Consider the following 17,993-nt stretch of genomic DNA (forward strand, 5'->3'; position numbering starts at 1 on the left):
AAGGTGGTGAAGGCGAAGTGACGCGCAACTTCGGGCCCGGTCCCATCGACCGCTCTGAAGCCGACAGCTCCGCTAGTCCTGTCGCGGCATCGCCCGGCCGCCACTTCGGTGCGCAGTCGTATGCGCGCCCCCTTGCCGGGTTGGGGACATTCGTTGTCGTTGGCGTCATCGTCCTCATCGCGATGGGCCTGTTCCAGGGGAGTTTCACCAAGACCGTGCCGGTCACCGTGGTGTCGCCGCGCGCCGGCCTGGTAATGAACCCCGACGCCAAAGTGAAAATGCGCGGGGTCGAGGTGGGCAAGGTCGGGTCGATCGACGTGCGGCCCAACGGGCAAGCGGTCCTGAACCTCGAAATGCAGCCGTCCCAAATGCATCTCATTCCGGCGAACGTGCTCGTCGACATCGTATCGACCTCCGTGTTCGGTGCGAAATACGTCGACTTGATACCGCCCGCGGAACCTTCGTCGCAGCATCTGCAGCCCGGCGCGGTACTGCAGAACAAGGACGTCACGGTCGAAATCAACACGGTATTCCAGCAATTGACGTCGGTGTTGTCGTCGATCGATCCGGCCAAGCTCAACGAAACCCTGGGAGCGATCGCCTCGGCGGTGAATGGCCGGGGTCACAAGATCGGCCAGACGTTTGCGGACTTCGATGCGTTTCTGGCCAAGCAGGAGCCGAGCCTTCCCGCGCTGAGTCACGATCTCGAGGCGCTGCCCGTGGTGAGCAACGCCTACGCAGACGCTGCGCCGGACCTCATTGCGACCATCAACAACACGATCACAATCAGCAAGACCCTTACCGACGAGCAAAAGAATCTGGACACGTTCCTGCTCAGTTCAATTGGGTTGGCCGACACCGGCAATGACGTGGTGGGTGCCAACCGGCAGCCGTTGACCGACGTCCTTCATCTGCTGAAGCCCACCACCGATCTGCTCAACGAATATCACCAGGCGCTGTGGTGCGGCATCAAGGGATCGCTGGAGAACCTGCATTCGCCAAACAACACGGAGCCGATGATCTATGCGCAGGTCTTCCTGGGCTTCGGCGCCGAACGTTACCGCTACCCGAGCAACCTGCCCAAGGTGGCGGCGACCGGCGGCCCGCGGTGCGAGAATCTTCCGGTGGTGCCCTACGGTAAAGCGCCGGAGTTCGTGATCAGCGACGTCGGCACCAACCCTCAGGAGTACGGCAACCCGCAACTGATGTGGAACTCCGACGCGCTCAAGCAGTTGCTGTACGGACCGATCGACGGGCCGCCCCGCAACGTCACGCAGATCGGACAGCCCGGATGACCGGCTCGCGCCCGATGATCATCAAGTTCGGCGCGTTCGCATTCATCATGACGCTGCTGACGGTGTCGTTGTTCTTTATCTTCGGCCAGTACACGACCGGCTCGACGAACGGCTATAGTGCGCTCTTCAATGATGTTTCGCGTTTGAAGCCGGGACAGACCGTCCGGGTCGCCGGCGTCCGGGTGGGCACGATCAACAGCGTCTCGCTGCGTCCGGACAAAAAGGTTGAGGTGAAGTTCGACGCCGACCGCGGCGTCGTGCTCACCACCGGCACAAAAGCCATGATCCGCTATCTCAACCTTGTCGGTGACCGCTACCTCGAACTCGTCGACGGTCCCGGATCCACCAAGGTGCTGCCACCCGGGTCGGAGATCCCGATCGACCGCACCGCGCCCGCGCTCGACCTCGATCTCCTGCTGGGCGGGCTCAAACCCGTTACGCAGGGCCTGAATCCGCAAGACGTCAATGAACTCAGCGCATCACTCATCCAGGTTTTCCAGGGTGAGGGCGGAACGCTGAACTCGCTCTTCTCGAAGACAACCTCGTTTTCGAACACGTTGGCTGACAACAGCCAAACGATCCAGGAACTCATCGACAACCTCAATATCGTCGTGGCCACCGTCGACAAGGAGGGCGGCAAATTCTCCAGCGCCATCGACCGGCTGGAGAAGCTGATCAGCGGACTGTCTAATGACCGCGACACCATCGGCACCGCCATCACCGCGCTGGACAGGGGAACCGCCTCGATCGCGGATCTGCTCGGCCGCGCCCGTAAACCGTTGGCCGACGTCGTGGATCAAACGAATCGGCTGGCGCCACTGCTGGATAGCGACGACAAGAACCTGATCGATATTTCGTTGCAGAAGTTGCCGCACAACATCAAGAAACTGACCAGGCTGGGTTCCTACGGTTCCTGGTTCCCCTACTATCTGTGCGGGCTGGAGCTCCGTGTCTCCGATTTGCAGTACCGAACGGTGCAGGTGGGCATAGCACACCAGACCACCGGACGATGCGCAGAGCCGAAGGATCCCAATGAATAGGTACCGGGGCGCTCACCTCATCAAATCGGGCTTCATCGGCGCCGTCCTGATCATGCTGATCATCGCGGTCGGGCTGAACCCTGACCAATTGCTGCAACGGGCCACCACGGTCCGCTATCAGGCGCTGTTCGCCGATGCCGGCGGTCTCGCGACCGGCAACGAGGTCACGGTCTCGGGAATGAAGGTCGGCACCGTGTCGGAGATGTCCCTTGACCATGGCGACGTTCTCGTGACGTTCACCGTCAAGGGGAACGTTCAGCTCGGGTCCGCCAGCACCGCGCACATCAGGACGGGTTCGCTGTTGGGCCAGCGAATACTGACCCTGGAATCGGCCGGCAGCAACACATTACGTCCGATGACCGTCATCCCGGTGTCGCGCACCTCCTCGCCCTATTCGTTGTCCGAGGCCGTGGAGAATCTCTCAAGCGACATCGAGGGGACCGATACCGGAGCGCTCAACCAGTCTCTTGACACGCTCTCCGCGACGCTGAATGAGATTGCGCCGCAATTGGGTCCCGCGTTCGACGGGGTGACCCGGTTGTCCCAGACTCTCAATGCCCGCAATAAGAATTTGAGCGAGTTGCTCAAGGGCGCCGGCGATGTCACCGGCATCCTGTCGCAACGCAGTCAGCAGCTCAACACGCTGATCCTCAACGCCAACGACCTGGTGTCGATGCTGGTGACGCGGCGGCAGGCGATCGTGCGGTTGCTGGAGAGCACGTCGGCCGTTGCCACGCAGCTGACCGGCTTGGTGCACGACAACGAGTCGAAGCTGGCGCCATCGCTGAAGAAGCTGAACGATGTGACCGCCATTCTGCAGAAGAACCGCGACAACATCGCCAAATCCCTTCCCGGCTACGCGCAGCTCGGAAGGCAAGGCGGCGAGATCGTGTCCAGCGGGTTCTACTACAACCCGTTCATCCCGAACATCTTCTTCCTGCAGTTCTTCCAGTGGTTGTTCGACTACAGCTTCGGCTTCCGTGCCTATGGCCGGCCGGGCTCGCCGCCGGACAACGCCGGCCCGCGGGCGTTCTTCCCCTTCCCGTTCAACGCGATTCCGGGGGGATCGCAGTGATGGCACGGCTTCCGGGGATTCCGCGCAGCAAGCTGAAGGTGGGCTTGGCGATTGTGTTGGTCGGACTGGTGGTGGTCGGCACGGGTATCGCCGTCCGCAACACCTTCTTCCGGGCGACGACAATCACCGCGTACTTCCCGACCGCCACCGCGATCTACCCGGGTGACGATGTGCGGGTGTCGGGCATGAGGGTGGGCACCATCGATTCGATTCAGCCGCAGGGCACCCGGGCAAAGTTGGTGATGCATGTCGATCACGGGGTGAACATTCCGGCCGATGCCAAGGCGGTGATCGTCGCCCAGAATCTGGTGGCCGCACGCTACGTCCAGCTCACCCCGGCCTACCGGACCAGCGGTCCCACCATGCGTGACGGCGCGGTGATACCGATCGAGCGCACGGCGGTCCCAGTCGAGTGGGACCAGGTAAAGACCCAGTTGATGCGTCTGGCAACCGAATTGGGGCCAAACAGCAAGGTGTCGACGCCGTCGGTGTCGCGTTTCATCGACAGTGCCGCCGATGCGTTGGGCGGGGACAACGGTGAAAAGCTGAGGCAGACACTGGCTCAACTGTCGGGGGTGACGAGGGTCTTCGCCAACGGCAGCGGCAACCTCGTCGACATCATCAAGAACCTGCAGACGTTTGTTGCGGCCTTGCGGGACAGCAACACCCAGATCGTGCAGTTCGACAACCATTTGGCGACCCTGACCAGCGTGCTTGACGACAACAAGTCGGATCTAGATGCGGCGCTGACGAACTTGTCGGACGCGGTCGGCGAGGTGCAGCGGTTCATCGCGGGCAGTCGGGACGCGACCGCGGAGCAGATCCAGCGGTTGGCAGACGTGACGCAGATTCTCGTCGACAACAAGATGGCTTTGAAAAACGTTCTGCACACCGCTCCGAACGGGATCGCGAACTTCTATAACAGCTACGACCCGGATGTCGGGAACATTCGCGGTGGGGTCGGATTCCAGAACTTCAGCAACCCCACCTTCGCCCTCTGCTCAAATCTCGGAGCGCTGGAGAACGCCACCGCTGTCGAGAGCGGCAAGTTGTGCGGCCTGTACCTGACACCCGCGTTGAAGATCTTCAACCCGCTGTTTATCTTCAACTTCAACTATGTTCCGATTCCGGTCAACCCCTTCCTTGCGCCGGCGTTCGATCCGAAAAACGTTATCTACACCGAGGATCGGCTAAAGCCGGGCGGGGAGGGGCCCAAGCCGGTCCCGCCCGAGCTGCCGCCGTCGGTGTCCGCGTACACCGGTCTGCCGGGTGACGTCCCGAATCCGCAACCGGCGTCCGTGCCACTGGGGCGGATTCCGGGAGCTGCGATGCCCGAGCCGCCGCCGCCCAGCGTGCCGGTCGAGCCGCCCCCGGCTCCCTCGAACGTGCAGGACATGCTGCTCCCCGGAGGTCAGCAACCATGAGCGCGCGCGTCGCCATTCGTAGGATGCTCGGCATCGGCAGCTGCGTCATGCTGACCGTGACCGGATGTGCCTTCAATGGCCTGAACTCGCTGCCGTTGCCCGGCGCGACCGGACGGGGGGCCGGCGCCAACGTCTACCACGTCGAGATCGCCAATGTCGGTCAGCTGGAAGCGAATTCGCCGGTGATGATCGACGACGTCATCGTCGGCAGCATCAGCAAGATGACGGTGCAGAATTGGCACGCCGACCTGGATATCTCGGTCAAACCCGGGGTTTCGATACCGGCGAACGCGGTCGCCCGTGTCGGCCAGACCAGCCTGCTGGGGTCCATGCATCTTGAGCTGGAGCCGCCGCTGGGCGAGCCAGGAACGGGCCGTCTGCAGCCGGGTGCCACCATCCCGCTGAGCCGCTCATCGACGTATCCGTCGACGGAGCAGACGCTTTCGTCGCTGTCGGTGCTCCTCAATGCCGGCGGGTTGGGCCAATTCGGTGACATCATCCACAACTTCAACGGGGCGTTGTCCGGGCATGCGGGGGATCTCCGCGATCTGCTCAGCCGCCTCGATAGGTTCATCGGAACGCTGGACTCGCAGCGCGACAATCTGGTGACGTCGATCCAGGCGTTGAACCGCCTGAGTTCCACCTTCGCTGCGCAGCGCGATGTGATAAGCCAAGCGCTGGACAAGATTCCGCCGGCGCTGGATGTGCTCACCAAGGAGCGGCCCCGCATCACCGAAGCGCTGAACAAGCTTGGGACATTCAGCAACACCACCGCCAGGCTGGTCAATGACGCCGGGGACGACTTGGTCAAGAACCTGAAGAACCTCGCGCCGGCACTGGGTGCACTCGCCGATATCGGCCCGGAGCTCGACGCCGCGATTGCCTACGCGCCCACGTTCCCGTCGACCCAGGGCTTCATCGACCGGTTCATCCGGGGCGACTACGTCAATGGATACTTCGTCATCGACCTGACGAACGCCGGGCTGCGCAAGAGCATCCTGCTGGGCACCCACTGGGGACGCCTGGGTGCCGAGACGGTGCCGTTGCCCGGGGACCCGCCCTACCTGCAATTCAGGTACGGGGCCCCGCCCGGGGCACCTGGAGCACTCGTTGGTCCTGGCCCGGTTGGGATGCCGCTGCCCGGGCCCAATCCGCCACCCTTCGGGCCCGGACCGGCGGCGTCGCCCGCGATGTCGCCCGCGGGGCCGCTGCCCGGGCTACCGCCGCCGGGCTTCCTCAACCCGCTGAACGCGCAGTCCGCCGACGCCCCACCGCTGCCCGGGCCACTGCCCGGGCCGCCGCCGGGAGCCCAGCTGCCCGGGCCGCAACCCGCGGGACAGTTCCTGCCTGGGCCGCCGCCCGGGGCGCAGCTGCCCGGGCTGTTGCCCGATCAGGGTGCCCCGGTGCCGGGCGCAACCCCGGCGACGGATCAAGGAGGGCGCTGATGCTGACTCGCTTTGTCCGTATCCAATTGGCGATCTTTACGCTCGTGGGAATCGTCGGCCTGATCGTCATGGTCGTGTGGTACATGCAGGTGCCGACGTTGCTGGGCATCGGCAAGATGACGGTCACCCTGGAGCTGCCCGCCACCGGCGGTCTGTACCGGTTCTCCAACGTGACATATCGAGGGGTGCAGATGGGCAGGGTGACGGCGGTCGGGCTGACCCCCACCGGCGCGCAAGCCACTCTGTCCCTTGACACTTCGCCGAAGATTCCCGCGGATCTGAAGGCGGAGGTGCTCAGCATCTCCGCGGTGGGCGAGTACTACGTAGACCTACGGCCGAAAAACGACTCGGCGCCGTATCTGCACGACGGTTCCGTGATCCCGACGAGCCAGACGACCCTGCCGCAGCCGATTGGTCCCGTGCTCGATCAGACCAATGCCTTGATCAAGAGCATTCCCAAGGACAAGCTCAGCACGCTGCTCGACGAGACATACAAGGGATTCAACGGCGCCGGCTACGATTTCCAGTCGTTGTTCGATTCGTCGGCTCAACTCTCCCATGACCTCAACGGCGTCTCAGACCAGACGAAGGCGCTGACCGAGGACACCGGACCCTTCCTCGACGCGCAGGCCCAGACCGCCGACTCGATCCGCACCTGGGCGCGTAGCCTCGCCGGATTCACCGGGCAAGTGGCCAAGGACGATCCACAGTTCCGCACTCTGCTCAAGAAGGGGCCCGGGGCCTTCGACGAGACGTCGCAACTGCTCGATCAGATCAAGCCGACGCTGCCGGTACTGCTCGCCAACCTCACCACGATCGGTCAGATCGGCGTGGCGTACCACGCCTCGATTGAGCAGCTGCTGGTGTTGCTGCCGCCGTTTACCGCGATGATTCAGTCCTTCCTCCCCACCAAGACGGTGACGGGGTTGCCCACGGGCGCCTTCAATCTCGTCATCAGTGACCCACCGGCGTGCACCGTGGGCTTCCTGCCGCCGAGCCAGTGGCGCTCCCCGGCCGACACCCGCACGATAGACACGCCAGACGGGCTGTACTGCAAGCTGCCGCAAGACTCACCCATCGGGGTGCGCGGCGCGCGCAACTACCCCTGTATGGAGCGGCCCGGAAAGCGCGCGCCGACCGTCGAAATCTGCGAGAGCGACAAGCCATTCGAACCGCTCGCCATGAGGCAGCACACGTTCGGTACCTACCCGCTTGACCCCAACCTCATCGCGCAGGGCATCCCACCGGACGACCGGATGAACTACAACCGGGAAAGAATCTTCGGGCCGGTGGAAGGCACGCCAATGCCGCCGGGAGCAGTTCCCCGGGGACCGGGGGCGCCGCCTCCGCCGGGGGCACCACCGCCCGGGCCGCCGATCCCCGCGGCGACGATGGGCGAGGTCTCTCCCATTGCGCCGCTTGATGTTCCGTCGTCCCCAGCCGAATTGCCAGGGCCGAGCACAGCGACGCCCATGCCGGCCATGTTTCCCTTCGCTCCGCCGCCGCCCCCGGCGGCGCCGGTTGACGCGCCGCCGGCCGATGCGCCGGCGCCCGCGCCTGGTGACGCGCCGGCCCCAGCGGCTGCACCGAGCGGAGGGCCATCAGGACCGATGGCAGCGCCAAGTGCGTTCGGACGCAACGCGTCCCAGCCCGGTCCGTCGGTGGCCATCGCTCAATATGATCCGCACACCGGTACTTACGTCGCGCCGGACGGTCAGGTATACCGCCAATCGGATCTGGTGACGAAGAAGGCGCCCAAGACGTGGCAGGACATGTTCACCACGTAGCGTGCCCGTGGCACGGCCGTGTTCGTCTTCAAAAGGTCTGTGCGCCTTCAGTTTTGGCGCAGCGGATCAGTTGATCTGGTCGAGCCTGATGGGCTGCTCGATATCCAGCGGGAGATTGTTGTTGCACGCGCCGGCCGGACCGATCGTACGGTCGTCCCCGCGAAAAACGGGCGACCCCAGCTTGTTGACCCCGGTCACCGGGTCCGCGGGATAGAACATGATGTAGTCCGTGGCGGGGTGCGTGGTGCCGTCTTGGCAAGTCTCCCAGTTCGGGATGTCGCGTTTGAGGTACCAGTTGAGGCCGTCGAACATCCTTACCGGTGCGCTCCAGCCCTGGTCGCTGACGACCTCGCCGGTGCAATCGTAGGCGTTGGTGCACGAGGTTGTGATCTTCCAGGTGCTTCGCACCGTTGCCTCTTGGTGGTAGATCTGCCGTGTTCTCGCCCATTCTCCGACCACCGTGGCGGTATACGTGCCGTTGATGGCCGCGTTGTAGGCCCGCGCCGACGGGGCCATGCCCACGCCGCCGACGACGCCGGCGGTCGCCAGTGCCGCGCTAAGCGCCACGCTCATGGAACGCATCACGTGCTCCTCGACGCGCTAAATGTCGCCATTCTCAAGCGAACTCGAATTCACAGACTAACACCGTTGCCACATATTACGGAATGGTTTCGATCAAGGCTTACCCCCGCCCACCGCCTCTAAATTGTCGATAAGCCATGCGCCATTAACCCGCGTGAGTGCCACCCTGAGGCTGCTCGTCGTGACGACCGGATCAGGTTTGTCCTTGCTCATGGTCTTCAGTTTCAGGAAGGCGAGGACGACAGCGGAATTCGGGTGCATTTCCGCTACCGCGGCCTTGATCACCGTGGCGGTGGTGGTGACCAGGCCGCGCTGCGCCGAAATCCCGACGATCTTCTCGGCGAACCGTTGGTAGTAGGGCAGGTAGCTGTCGGTGACCCGGGATTTGGCGTTGTCGAAATCCCGGGTGAGGGTGTCCGGCGAGTACGACAGGAGCGCCACCGCGCCGTCGCTCGCGGCCTTGATCACCTGATGTACGGCGGCGTCGTCGGTTTGCAAGTCCGATCGGTACACGGAGTAGAAATAACCGGCAGCAAACCCCGTCGCGGCGACAAGCGCCAACGCCAGCAGAATCGCGCGCCACCGCGCCAGGCACCGACGCAGCCAGCGTCCCACGCCGCGCAGCCGGTTCGAGGGGCCGGCTGCCGGCTCCCGGGCGACCTCCTCCTCAACGATCACTGGACGAACTCGACCCTGGAAACCTTGAGTTGCTCGCCGTCCCTGTCGACGTCCACGACGATCCGCACGTTCTTCGATTCGGGCTTGGCGCCGCCGGGCTTGCTGAGCTCAGTCTTCGCAGCAATCAGCACAATTGCCGAATCGGTGGTCATGGATTGCACCGCGACGGCCTGTACCGTGCCCTTGCTGTTGGCCTTCGAATCCTCGACGGCCTTGACGAAATCCTCGGCGGACAGCAATATCCCGGCCTTGAATTGCCCGGTCGTCTCGTCGACGAACCGCTGCACATCGGCCCTCGCCGTAGTGGCGTTGATATTCAGCATGAGCAGGATCGATTTACGGGCCGCCGTGGCGAACTCCGCAGTGCGCTGCCTTTGCTGGACGACATCACGGTGATTTGCCAGCAAATAGCCAGTCGCCGCAAGTGACGCGCAGATGCACGCGAGCGCAGCCAGCACCGCGAGCGCTGTTCGGCCGGGGTGTCGCGGCTTCCGCGCCGGGTCCGACGCCGCCGCCGTCGTGCTCTCGCCCCCGGCATCGGTCGCTTCGGCAAGTTGGCGCAGCTGTAGCGCACGGGCGCGAGCCGCCTCCGCGCGCGCTTCGGCCTGCGCAAGTTCGTCGGCTTCGTCAGCAGGCGTCGTCGGCGACAGGCCCGCACCGTCCGGATCGTCGATGTCGGGCGTCTCAGCCAGGGGTTCTCGCGGCGGCATGGATCACCTCCTCGTCCCACCGGTCGGAGAGCCACGTTATCACTGGCAGACGGTATGCCAGCGCCACGAGCAGCGACATTCAATTGCCGAGTTCTCCGAAAGGCAGAATTTCCCTCCCAATTTCCTTTCCGGCGTGGCAAAGTAATCTCGTGCGATTCATCGTGGCATCACTTGCCGCATTGCTGGGCCTGAGCCTGTTACCGGCCCCGCTTGCGGTCGCCGGTCCGAGTAGTTGTGACTACCCGGACTGCACCCCGGGCATCATTCCCAATCGGGTGCTCGGTGCGCCCTGCGACAACAGCACCTACTACGTATTCGGGACCGCCGACTACAACATCTCCTTCGCCACCCAGCCGGGGCGGCTGATGTTCTGCGGTTCCCCTCGACGCTATGAGCCCCGGTGGTTCCGCTCACCGCCGATGGCCGGCGTCAAGAACGAGGGTGACTCATGCGTCGACTGGCCGACGTACTACGTCGCGCAGGCGCCGGACGGCCTCTTCCTGGTCTGCAACGCGCATGACGCCGTGCAGGTCTGGGAGCGCGGCGACACCTAGGCCGAACTCAGGGCAGGGTGTTTGGGATCTCCGGCCAGTCCTGGAAGGGGCTGGGTCCCCAGTAATCGTTGGTGTGGATCGTGCCGTCGAGGGCGCGATGGTGCGCGTCGTGGCAGGTGTTCGGCTCCCAGTTGGGTCCCCAGTCCGGGTTCCACGGATTGGGCGGGCACCAGTAATACCCCACGAACGGCCAGGGGGGATTGTCCGCCTGAGCGTTGCTCGCGGCGCCCACGCTCGTCATACCGAGTCCGGTGGTGACCAGGATCGCTGCGGCAGCGGCGCGCGCAACTGTGTTCATAGCTGAACGGTACCTGAGCCCCACGGCGACACAAAGAGATTCGGGCCAATGGGGTTAAGCACCGCGCTCAGTGTGCGGGTCTTGATGTAGCCGAAGCAGGCGCCGGCTCATGTCGATGAGCCGGTCGAGCAGCGTGTCGTCATCGATATCGGCGACCAGCGGGTGCATGACGGCGGTGCTGATCGCGCCGGAGAACATGGCCGCCTCGATCCGGCCGTCGAGGCCGGCATCGCTCAGCAGCACGCGGTAGAGGCGCTCCATAAAGCGTTGGAACGGTTCATGTTCGGCCAGCAGGCGGACCACGACCGGATCCCATTGCAGCGTCCGCACCAACCGGCGGTCGCGCACCGCCATCTCGACGGTGCTTACCAGGAGCGCGTCGCGGGCTTCTGGGCCGTTGCCGTGCGCCTCGGCCTCCTCGAGTGCCGGACTCAGCCGGCCGAGTTCGCGCTCGGTGACCGCGATGACGATCTGGTCCTTGGTCCGAAATTGGTGGTAGACAGCAGCTTTCGTGATTCCTACGGCGTCCGCGATCATCTGCAGCGACGTGCCGCTGACACCGTGCTGCGCAAACAGGTCCAGCGCAGCATCGAGCACACGCGTACGGGCGGCGCTGTACTGCACGACCCGCAGCTCCCCGTCGTCGACCGGCTGTCGAGCTGTTGTCACCCAACGAGACTAGACGATGGCTATTGACCATGGCTAGCCGATCGGCTAGCTTCGCTCACGAGCCGCGTTAGTCACGCCGTCGCAGCGAAGGAGCCACGATGTCCGACATCGGCCAAGGCAATACCCACCGGGGTGCGCGCAGACGAGCCGACGGCGAGCTGATCCTGGTGTGGACCTTGCCGGTAACGGTGATCATCTGGGCCGCCTGCTTTCTCCTCTTTCCCGGTTTCAATCCGCCGATGTCACCCAGCATGTCGGCCGAGCAGGTGGCCGCCTTCTACCGCGATCCGGCGCACGTGCCACAGATTCGCTACAGCATGATCGTCTTCAACTGGTTCGGTGTCTGCCTCGTCCCGATCCTGGTTCTGATCGCGCTGCAGATCCGCAGAATGGCGCACCGCACACCGATTTTCTCTTACGCGATGCTGGGTTGCGTGGCCGGCGGCCCGACTCTGTTCCTCGTCGCCAACGTCTGCTGGCTGCTGGCTGCGTTTCGTCCGGAAAGAAGCCCGGAGCTGACTCAGCTGCTCAACGACTTCGGCTGGATCACCTTCACGATCGTGGTCCCGTTCCTGATCGGTCAGGGCGTAATCCTGTCGGTGGCAATCTATTTCGACGATCAGTCCCAGCCGGTGTTCGGCCGCTGGGTGGCGCACTTCAACCTCCTGGTGGCGGCCGCTCTGGTACCGGCGTGCTTCGTCGGCGTCTCATTGACCGGGCCGCTGGCGTGGGACGGCTTCTTGACGTTCTGGGTGAAAAACGTTGCCATTGCCGTCTGGATCATCGTGATGGGCGTGGTCTTGGGGCAAGCCATTTACCGGGAGCGCGCCGAGAACGCCGGCCGCCCAGACGAACTGGTCGACGCGTGAGCGCGGTGATCACACCGCCGACCTCCCCGGGCACGCCCCCCTCGGGCCCACTACCGCAGCGGGTCACGTGGCAGCTGTGGCGCGGTCCCAAGCGCGAGCTGTGGCTGCCCTGGGCGCTCATGGTCCTTTTCTACAACGTCTTCTTCCCGGTGTTCTTCATCGTGGCGCAAGTTCAGCCGCCGCCGCAGCCGACGTGGGATCTCGCAACGCAGGTGCACTGGTTCCACGAACGCCACCTCGGGATACCCGTGGGCTTCGGCGTCGTCTTCGCCGTCAGCGGCATCATCGCGGTCAACAACGCCCTCATCGCTTATTCGATGCGACGAATGTCGGTCAGCCGCGTGTTCGGGTACTCGTATCTGCTCATCTACTCGTTCAGTGCGGTTCCCGGCATGTTGCTGCTCAACATCGCGCTGATCGTCGGGGCGCTGCGGCCAGAGCGAGACCCCGAAGCGATCGGTTGGCTCTATGACTTCGCCTTCCTGTCTTTCGATGGAACCATGGGCGTCTTCCTGATCGGCTCGCTGATCTGGATGGTCGCGATTCTGCTTGACAAGAATCGGGTGTTCCCCAAGTGGTTCGGCTACCTCAACCTGTGCAACGCGCTGACCGAGGTCGTCGTGGCGCCGTGTTGGATCTTTCGTCGTGGCGTGTTCGCGTGGAATGGCCAGATCGCGTGGTGGCTGGACATGGTCGTGTTCGGCATCTATCAAGTCACTTTCGTGGTCATGCTTTTTCGGATGATCCAGCGCGAGGATTTCGGTGACGGGCCTCTCCCAGGCGCAAAGCCCGACCGGGCTCCGGAAAAGGCGGTTTCGCAATGACCGACCTGGCTGACAAGGGCAAAACCACCAGGTTCGTTCCGGGGCAGCCCGACATGTGGGCCTTCGTGCTGTTCGAAACACTAGTCTTCACAGGGTATTTCGGCTTCTATCTGTTCTACCGGGCCCGCAGCCCCGAGCTTTTCTTACACGCTCAGGCGCAGCTTGACCTCCGCGTCGGGGTCGTCAACACCCTGGTCTTGCTACTGAGCTCGTGGTCGGTGGCGCGGTGTGTGCAGTCCTCTCGTGCCGGCGACTACCGGGCAGCGCTGCGCGACGTCTTCCTCACAGCCGGACTCGCCGGGGTGTTCCTCGTCGTCAAGGTGTCCGAGTGGGTCCGGTTGGTCCACCTGGGAAACGGCTTGGAGAGCAATGACTTCTTCATGTACTACTTCTTTCTCACCGGGATCCATTTCGTACACCTGCTGATCGGCTTCGTGGTTCTCGGCTTTGTCGTCTACCAACTGCGGAGTCCGGCACGTCGCTCGCAGCAACTCATCGAAACCTGCGCAACGTATTGGCACACAGTGGATTTCCTCTGGGTGCTGATCTTCGCGCTGCTGTACGTGGTGAGGTGAACGATGAAATTCAACAAAAGGCTGCTGATCGTCTGGCTGGTCCTCGCCTCGTTGACACTGGCCTACCTGTGGATCGACCACTCCGTCAAAGATCAGGCCGGCTCACTGAAGTCCAGCGCGATTGTCACGTCCAGCGTGATCGTGATCGCACTTGTCAAGGTGCGCATCATCTTTCGCGAATTCATGGAAGTCAGGCAGGCGCCCGTGCTGCTGGGCCGGCTCACCGATGCCTGGGTGATACTCATCGCGGTGAGCCTGCTCAGCTGCTACTTCATCGGCATGCAGTTCCGCTGAGGGCGGGGAGTTTCAGCCCACCGCCGCAACGGAATCGGCGGTCGTGAAGTTGAGGTGCAGTTGGCTCAGGCCCCGCAAGATGTACGTCGGCTCGTAGTTGTACCGGCGCTCGGCGGCCGGCCCGTGGTGGGCCTCGTTGATCTCGATGTGGGGCATCCGATCCAGGATGCGCTCGATCGAGACCCGGCCCTCCACGCGAGCCAGCGGGCCGCCCGGGCAGGAGTGGACCCCGCGGGCGAACGCCATGTGCTCACGGACGTTCTTGCGGCGGATGTCGAACTCGTGGGGGTTCTCGAACCGGCGCGGGTCGCGATTGGCCGCACCCGGCAGGATCATCACCACGGTGCCCGGGGCTACGTCGACACCACCAATCGTGGTGGCCCTGCGGGTCAACCGGCAGTCGCTCTTGACGGGGCTGTCCATGCGCAGCGATTCCTCGATGAACCCGGGAATCAGGCTGCGGTCGTCGCGCAGCTCCTGTTGTATATCGGGCCGGTCGCCGATCACCTGGAGCGCGGCGCTGAGCAGCTTGGCGGTGGTTTCCTGTCCGGCAGCGAAAAGGAACGTGGCCGAACGGGAAATTTCGATGACCTCGGGTGTGGATCCGTCTGGGTACTTCGCCGTCGCGAGCGAGGTGAGGACGTCCTCGCGCGGGTTGCTCCGGCGATCCTCGATGTAGGAACAGAATTTGTCGTCGAGCCACTCCAGGGGGTTGATTCCGACCGATTCATGATCGAGGGCCCCGACGCGTGCGCCCGGACGGTCGGCTCCCAAGACGGACCGGAACTCCTTGTGATCCTCTTCGGGAACGCCGAGCAGATCGGCAATCACCAGGGTGGCGAACGGCTTGGAATATTCGGCGATGAACTCGCATTCGCCGGTGCCGAGGAACTCGTCGAGCTGGCGGTCGGCGAGGCTCCACATGAACTCCTCGTTGTGCTTGAGCCGGCTGGGCGTCAGCAACCGACTCAGCACCGACCGGGCCTTCGTGTGGTCCGGAGGGTCCATGGTGACCATGTGCTCATTCATCGGAAACGAACTGCGGTGCTGATCGATCAGCGGGCCGATGTCGTCGCCCTCGGGCTGGAATGGGAGCGGCGGGAACGGGCCGCCGAGCGCGACGATGTTGGAGAACGTCTCGGGGTCCTTATAGACCTCGGTGGCTTCTGCGTAACCCGTGACGGCGACAACCCCGTAGTGCGGCAGGCGTAGCACCGGATTCTGGCTACGCAGGTAATCGAAGTAAGGGTGAGGATCTGGAACCAGCGACTGGTCGGTGAAGAAGTCGATCGAGTCGTAGTTGCTCATCGGATTTCGCTCTCCCTGGGCTGGGTTGACCGGTGTTGTTCGGCGGCAAGCGGTAGCGCCGCCCAATTTCGAATTCGGAAATCTGCTGAGCACCTGCTTAGCATGGCGGTAATGTCGTGGTCAAGGTCATCGCGCCGTGCCGCGCTACGATCCGTGGGGTTGGCAAGGGAAACGCAGAGGATACGGAGCAACGGCATGACATCGGCCCGCAGAATCGGGGCGCCGGACGCGAAGAATCGCGTCCTGCTGCTCGACGCGGCCGAGCAGCTGATGATCGAAGAGGGCTACGCCGCGGTCACCTCGCGCCGTCTGGCGAACAAGGCCGGGCTGAAGCCGCAGCTGGTGCACTACTACTTCCGCACCATGGAAGAACTGTTCCTGGAGGTGTTCCGCCGCCGCGGTGAAGAAGCCCTTGAGGTGCACGCCCAATTGCTGCGGTCGCCACAGCCGCTGTGGGCCCTGTGGCGGTTTGGCACCGATCCCGCGTTCACCCGGATCTCCATGGAATTCATGGCGCTGGCCAATCACCGCAAGGAGATGCGCGCCGAAATCGCTTATTACGCAGAACGTTTTCGCGAGGCGGAACGCCAAGCAATGGCGTCGGCACTGCAGCGCTACGGCGTGGACACCAAGGATGTGCCACCGGTGGTGTGGTCGGTGCTGATGAGCAGCTTGTCGCGGTTTCTAGTGCTCGAGCAGGCGATCGGGATGTCCGCAGGCCACGCCGAAACCCTGGAACTGGTCGAGGATTATCTGCGTCGGTTGGAAGGCGAGCCCCAGCCGATCGAGGACGTGCCGGAGACCTGGGTGGTTCACCAGGTCCGCAGCGAGCAGAGCGCTCCCTTGGGACCGTTCTTGGAAACCACGACATTGCCGTCCACCGACAAGTTGCACTGAATGCCGCCGGGTGTCGGTGCCGCGCGACCGGTGGTAGCAGTCACCATCGCCCACTGATCGGGATTCAACAGGTTCACCGGCTGCACCCACGGCTTATCGGGGCTGATATCGGCGTGGACCTGCGGGGTGAAGCTGTATGGGTTGTGGCTGTAATCGGAGTAAACCGTCGGATCCTGATCCTGATAGAAGATGTCGACGTAGGTCGGGTTCTTCGACGTGACGATGTAGACGACCTGATGCCAGACCGGGTCGGCATGCGCTGCTCCGCTGCCGACCAGTAGACCTGTCACTGCTACCGACATCGCCGAGCCGATGCTCAACAGTTTCTTCACGGTGGTGGTCATGTCGCTCCTCCGGCGGCTGGGCGCGGTGTGGCGGTTCGGTTCATCACCTTGTCGGCGGCTTGCCAGTGTGCGTCCGCAACCCACAGCCGTGCAAAGGATGCTATCGCTTCATCAGCAGAAACTCCGCGGATTACCCGCTTTATCTCGTTTGCCGGATGACGTGCCAGTTTCGTGGCGATCGACCGCCATCCGTCGTCGAAGGATGAACGGGGCAGCAGCACATCGATCAGGCCCATCCGCTGGGCTTCCGCGGCGTCGAGGGCGTTGCCGGTGCCGGCCAAGAGCAGCGCCCTGCCCTTTCCGACCAGGGCGGCCAGTCGCTCGGCGCCGCCCCAGGCCGGCATGATTTCCAGCTCCACCTGGTTGAAGGCGATCTTGATGTCGTCGGCAGCGACCCGGATGTCGGCGGCGACGGCGAACTCCGCGCCCCCGCCGAAAGCGTGACCGTTGAGGGCCGCGACCACCGGGGCCGGGAAGTTCGCGAGCCGATCGCAGATGTCCCGCATGCGCTGCGCCATCGCCGACGCTTCCGCCAGGGTCCGCAGCGCGCTCAGCTCCTTGAGGTCACCGCCCGATACGAAAGCCCGGTCACCGGCGCCCCTGATCACCAGGGTCCGCGCGTCGGCTGCCTCGTCGAGCGCGGTTTCCAGCTGCCCCATGGTTTCCAATGAGATGGCATTGCGGGCGTGGGGGCGGTCGATGGTGAGGACTGCGAGTCCGCCGTCGAACTCCAGGTCCACCATGCGCCGTTGCCTCCTTTGGCGAAAATGCCGATATTGGCATTCTCTGGCGCGGAGAATAGCATCATCGCTGCAGGCCCAAGAAGTTTCGTCGGCGAGGATATGAGGTGGCCCAGTGCAGAACCGAATCATCGTCGTGGTCGCGGCGGCGCTTGCAGTGACGGGCCTCGCTGCCTGCACGGCACGCTCAGACACTCAGCTCGCCAGCACGGCGTCAGTGACGATCAACGGCACCGACACCGGCAATCATGTCGTGAAGTGCTGGCAGCAGGAGTGGTACCGGACGATCGCCATCGGCGGCGACTTCGCCAAGGCCACGGTCGCGATCGATGAGCGCACACAGCCACTCAGCGCGATGTCGGTCCGTCTCCAGAACCTCGGCGGCTTCACCGGCATGTACGCCAAGAACGACGGCGGCGACGCCACCATGAGCTTCAGCGGCGACAAATTCACCATCACCGGAACGGCCAACGGCTTCAAAGTCGACAAGCCCAACGAAGCGGCTTCCGCCTCCTTCAAAATCGTCGCGACCTGCTGATCATCACGTTCAGCCGGCGACCCCTAGGGGGCATGTTGCGTCGCCGG

The 17,993-nt window shown here is 63.8% G+C and carries 21 protein-coding genes; 13 read left to right on the forward strand and 8 right to left on the reverse strand.

Annotated elements, in window-relative coordinates; all coding sequences use genetic code 11:
* Window positions 1-17: 17 nt before the first annotated feature.
* The 6 genes from MNAB215_RS13215 to MNAB215_RS13240 are packed head-to-tail and all read left to right on the forward strand — an operon-like array spanning window position 18 to window position 8,066.
* A complete protein-coding gene (locus MNAB215_RS13215; RefSeq protein ID WP_077079258.1) occupies window positions 18-1,295 on the forward strand; it encodes an MCE family protein in 1,278 nt (425 codons plus the stop codon).
* A complete protein-coding gene (locus tag MNAB215_RS13220) occupies window positions 1,292-2,335 on the forward strand; it encodes an MCE family protein (RefSeq protein ID WP_077079259.1) in 1,044 nt (347 codons plus the stop codon). The genes MNAB215_RS13215 and MNAB215_RS13220 overlap by 4 nt, the downstream gene beginning before the upstream one ends.
* Window positions 2,328-3,410 carry an MCE family protein gene (locus MNAB215_RS13225; protein WP_077079260.1) on the forward strand — a complete coding sequence of 361 codons (1,083 nt, stop codon included), beginning with the start codon at window positions 2,328-2,330 and terminating at the stop codon, window positions 3,408-3,410. The genes MNAB215_RS13220 and MNAB215_RS13225 overlap by 8 nt, the downstream gene beginning before the upstream one ends.
* Window positions 3,410-4,834 carry an MCE family protein gene (locus tag MNAB215_RS13230; RefSeq protein ID WP_077079261.1) on the forward strand — a complete coding sequence of 475 codons (1,425 nt, stop codon included), beginning with the start codon at window positions 3,410-3,412 and terminating at the stop codon, window positions 4,832-4,834. The genes MNAB215_RS13225 and MNAB215_RS13230 overlap by 1 nt, the downstream gene beginning before the upstream one ends.
* The gene (locus MNAB215_RS13235) at window positions 4,831-6,279 is read left to right on the forward strand and encodes an MCE family protein (RefSeq protein WP_083746113.1); all 1,449 of its coding nucleotides are present in this window, start codon (window positions 4,831-4,833) and stop codon (window positions 6,277-6,279) included. The genes MNAB215_RS13230 and MNAB215_RS13235 overlap by 4 nt, the downstream gene beginning before the upstream one ends.
* Window positions 6,279-8,066 carry an MCE family protein gene (locus MNAB215_RS13240; RefSeq protein ID WP_077079262.1) on the forward strand — a complete coding sequence of 596 codons (1,788 nt, stop codon included), beginning with the start codon at window positions 6,279-6,281 and terminating at the stop codon, window positions 8,064-8,066. Before MNAB215_RS13235 ends, MNAB215_RS13240 begins: the two co-directional genes overlap by 1 nt.
* Window positions 8,067-8,132: 66 nt before the next feature.
* Here MNAB215_RS13240 and MNAB215_RS13245 read toward each other — a convergent pair whose 3' ends face one another.
* The 3 genes from MNAB215_RS13245 to MNAB215_RS13255 all read right to left on the reverse strand — a co-directional run bounded on the left by MNAB215_RS13245 (window position 8,133) and on the right by MNAB215_RS13255 (window position 10,036).
* Window positions 8,133-8,648 (reverse strand): Rv2253/PknI dimerization domain-containing protein, encoded by a 516-nt coding sequence (locus MNAB215_RS13245; protein WP_077081985.1) that lies wholly within the window; start codon window positions 8,646-8,648, stop codon window positions 8,133-8,135.
* 93 nt (window positions 8,649-8,741) lie between these two features.
* Entirely contained in the window at window positions 8,742-9,326 is a 585-nt protein-coding gene (locus MNAB215_RS13250) for a twin-arginine translocation pathway signal (protein ID WP_245830298.1), read from the reverse strand.
* The gene (locus MNAB215_RS13255; RefSeq protein WP_077079263.1) at window positions 9,323-10,036 is read right to left on the reverse strand and encodes a hypothetical protein; all 714 of its coding nucleotides are present in this window, start codon (window positions 10,034-10,036) and stop codon (window positions 9,323-9,325) included. Before MNAB215_RS13255 ends, MNAB215_RS13250 begins: the two co-directional genes overlap by 4 nt.
* Before the next feature lie 149 nt (window positions 10,037-10,185).
* On the opposite strand from MNAB215_RS13255, the gene MNAB215_RS13260 reads away from it, so the two are divergent.
* Window positions 10,186-10,590, forward strand: a complete 405-nt coding sequence (locus MNAB215_RS13260; RefSeq protein WP_077079264.1) for a hypothetical protein — start codon at window positions 10,186-10,188, stop codon at window positions 10,588-10,590.
* A gap of 7 nt (window positions 10,591-10,597) precedes the next feature.
* On the opposite strand, the gene MNAB215_RS13265 is transcribed toward MNAB215_RS13260, so the two are convergent.
* Together MNAB215_RS13265 and MNAB215_RS13270 are read right to left on the reverse strand one after the other, a co-directional pair.
* The gene (locus tag MNAB215_RS13265; protein ID WP_077079265.1) at window positions 10,598-10,888 is read right to left on the reverse strand and encodes an Mtp family mycobacterial-type pilin; all 291 of its coding nucleotides are present in this window, start codon (window positions 10,886-10,888) and stop codon (window positions 10,598-10,600) included.
* Between the two features lie 54 nt (window positions 10,889-10,942).
* Window positions 10,943-11,557, reverse strand: a complete 615-nt coding sequence (locus MNAB215_RS13270; protein WP_077079266.1) for a TetR/AcrR family transcriptional regulator — start codon at window positions 11,555-11,557, stop codon at window positions 10,943-10,945.
* Between the two features lie 98 nt (window positions 11,558-11,655).
* Here MNAB215_RS13270 and MNAB215_RS13275 point away from each other — a divergent pair, with 98 nt between their 5' ends.
* Genes MNAB215_RS13275 through MNAB215_RS13290 form a run of 4 tightly spaced genes read left to right on the forward strand, consistent with a single transcriptional unit; the run spans window position 11,656 to window position 14,119 of the window.
* The gene (locus MNAB215_RS13275) at window positions 11,656-12,426 is read left to right on the forward strand and encodes a hypothetical protein (protein WP_077079267.1); all 771 of its coding nucleotides are present in this window, start codon (window positions 11,656-11,658) and stop codon (window positions 12,424-12,426) included.
* The gene (locus MNAB215_RS13280; RefSeq protein WP_077079268.1) at window positions 12,423-13,250 is read left to right on the forward strand and encodes a hypothetical protein; all 828 of its coding nucleotides are present in this window, start codon (window positions 12,423-12,425) and stop codon (window positions 13,248-13,250) included. The genes MNAB215_RS13275 and MNAB215_RS13280 overlap by 4 nt, the downstream gene beginning before the upstream one ends.
* Window positions 13,247-13,825 carry a cytochrome c oxidase subunit 3 gene (locus MNAB215_RS13285; RefSeq protein ID WP_077079269.1) on the forward strand — a complete coding sequence of 193 codons (579 nt, stop codon included), beginning with the start codon at window positions 13,247-13,249 and terminating at the stop codon, window positions 13,823-13,825. Before MNAB215_RS13280 ends, MNAB215_RS13285 begins: the two co-directional genes overlap by 4 nt.
* Before the next feature lie 3 nt (window positions 13,826-13,828).
* On the forward strand, window positions 13,829-14,119 hold the full coding sequence (locus tag MNAB215_RS13290) for a cytochrome C oxidase subunit IV family protein (RefSeq protein WP_077079270.1): 291 nt from the start codon (window positions 13,829-13,831) through the stop codon (window positions 14,117-14,119).
* Between the two features lie 12 nt (window positions 14,120-14,131).
* On the opposite strand, the gene MNAB215_RS13295 is transcribed toward MNAB215_RS13290, so the two are convergent.
* On the reverse strand, window positions 14,132-15,427 hold the full coding sequence (locus MNAB215_RS13295) for a cytochrome P450 (RefSeq protein WP_077079271.1): 1,296 nt from the start codon (window positions 15,425-15,427) through the stop codon (window positions 14,132-14,134).
* A gap of 195 nt (window positions 15,428-15,622) precedes the next feature.
* Between MNAB215_RS13295 and MNAB215_RS13300 the strand changes: the two genes are divergently transcribed.
* A complete protein-coding gene (locus MNAB215_RS13300; RefSeq protein ID WP_077079272.1) occupies window positions 15,623-16,324 on the forward strand; it encodes a TetR/AcrR family transcriptional regulator in 702 nt (233 codons plus the stop codon).
* Here the strand turns inward: MNAB215_RS13300 and MNAB215_RS13305 are convergent.
* Both MNAB215_RS13305 and MNAB215_RS13310 read right to left on the reverse strand, forming a co-directional pair.
* Complete coding sequence (locus MNAB215_RS13305) at window positions 16,240-16,668, reverse strand: hypothetical protein (protein ID WP_077079273.1); 429 nt, start codon at window positions 16,666-16,668, stop codon at window positions 16,240-16,242. The two genes, MNAB215_RS13300 and MNAB215_RS13305, sit on opposite strands and share 85 nt — an antisense overlap.
* Window positions 16,665-17,411: an enoyl-CoA hydratase/isomerase family protein gene (locus tag MNAB215_RS13310; protein ID WP_077079274.1), complete on the reverse strand. Its 747-nt coding sequence runs from the start codon at window positions 17,409-17,411 to the stop codon at window positions 16,665-16,667. The genes MNAB215_RS13305 and MNAB215_RS13310 overlap by 4 nt, the downstream gene beginning before the upstream one ends.
* Before the next feature lie 112 nt (window positions 17,412-17,523).
* On the opposite strand from MNAB215_RS13310, the gene MNAB215_RS13315 reads away from it, so the two are divergent.
* Complete coding sequence (locus MNAB215_RS13315; RefSeq protein ID WP_077079275.1) at window positions 17,524-17,946, forward strand: lipoprotein LpqH; 423 nt, start codon at window positions 17,524-17,526, stop codon at window positions 17,944-17,946.
* Window positions 17,947-17,993: the final 47 nt, after the last annotated feature.

This window comes from Mycobacterium numidiamassiliense (assembly GCF_900157365.1).
GTDB classification, from domain to species: domain Bacteria; phylum Actinomycetota; class Actinomycetes; order Mycobacteriales; family Mycobacteriaceae; genus Mycobacterium; species Mycobacterium numidiamassiliense.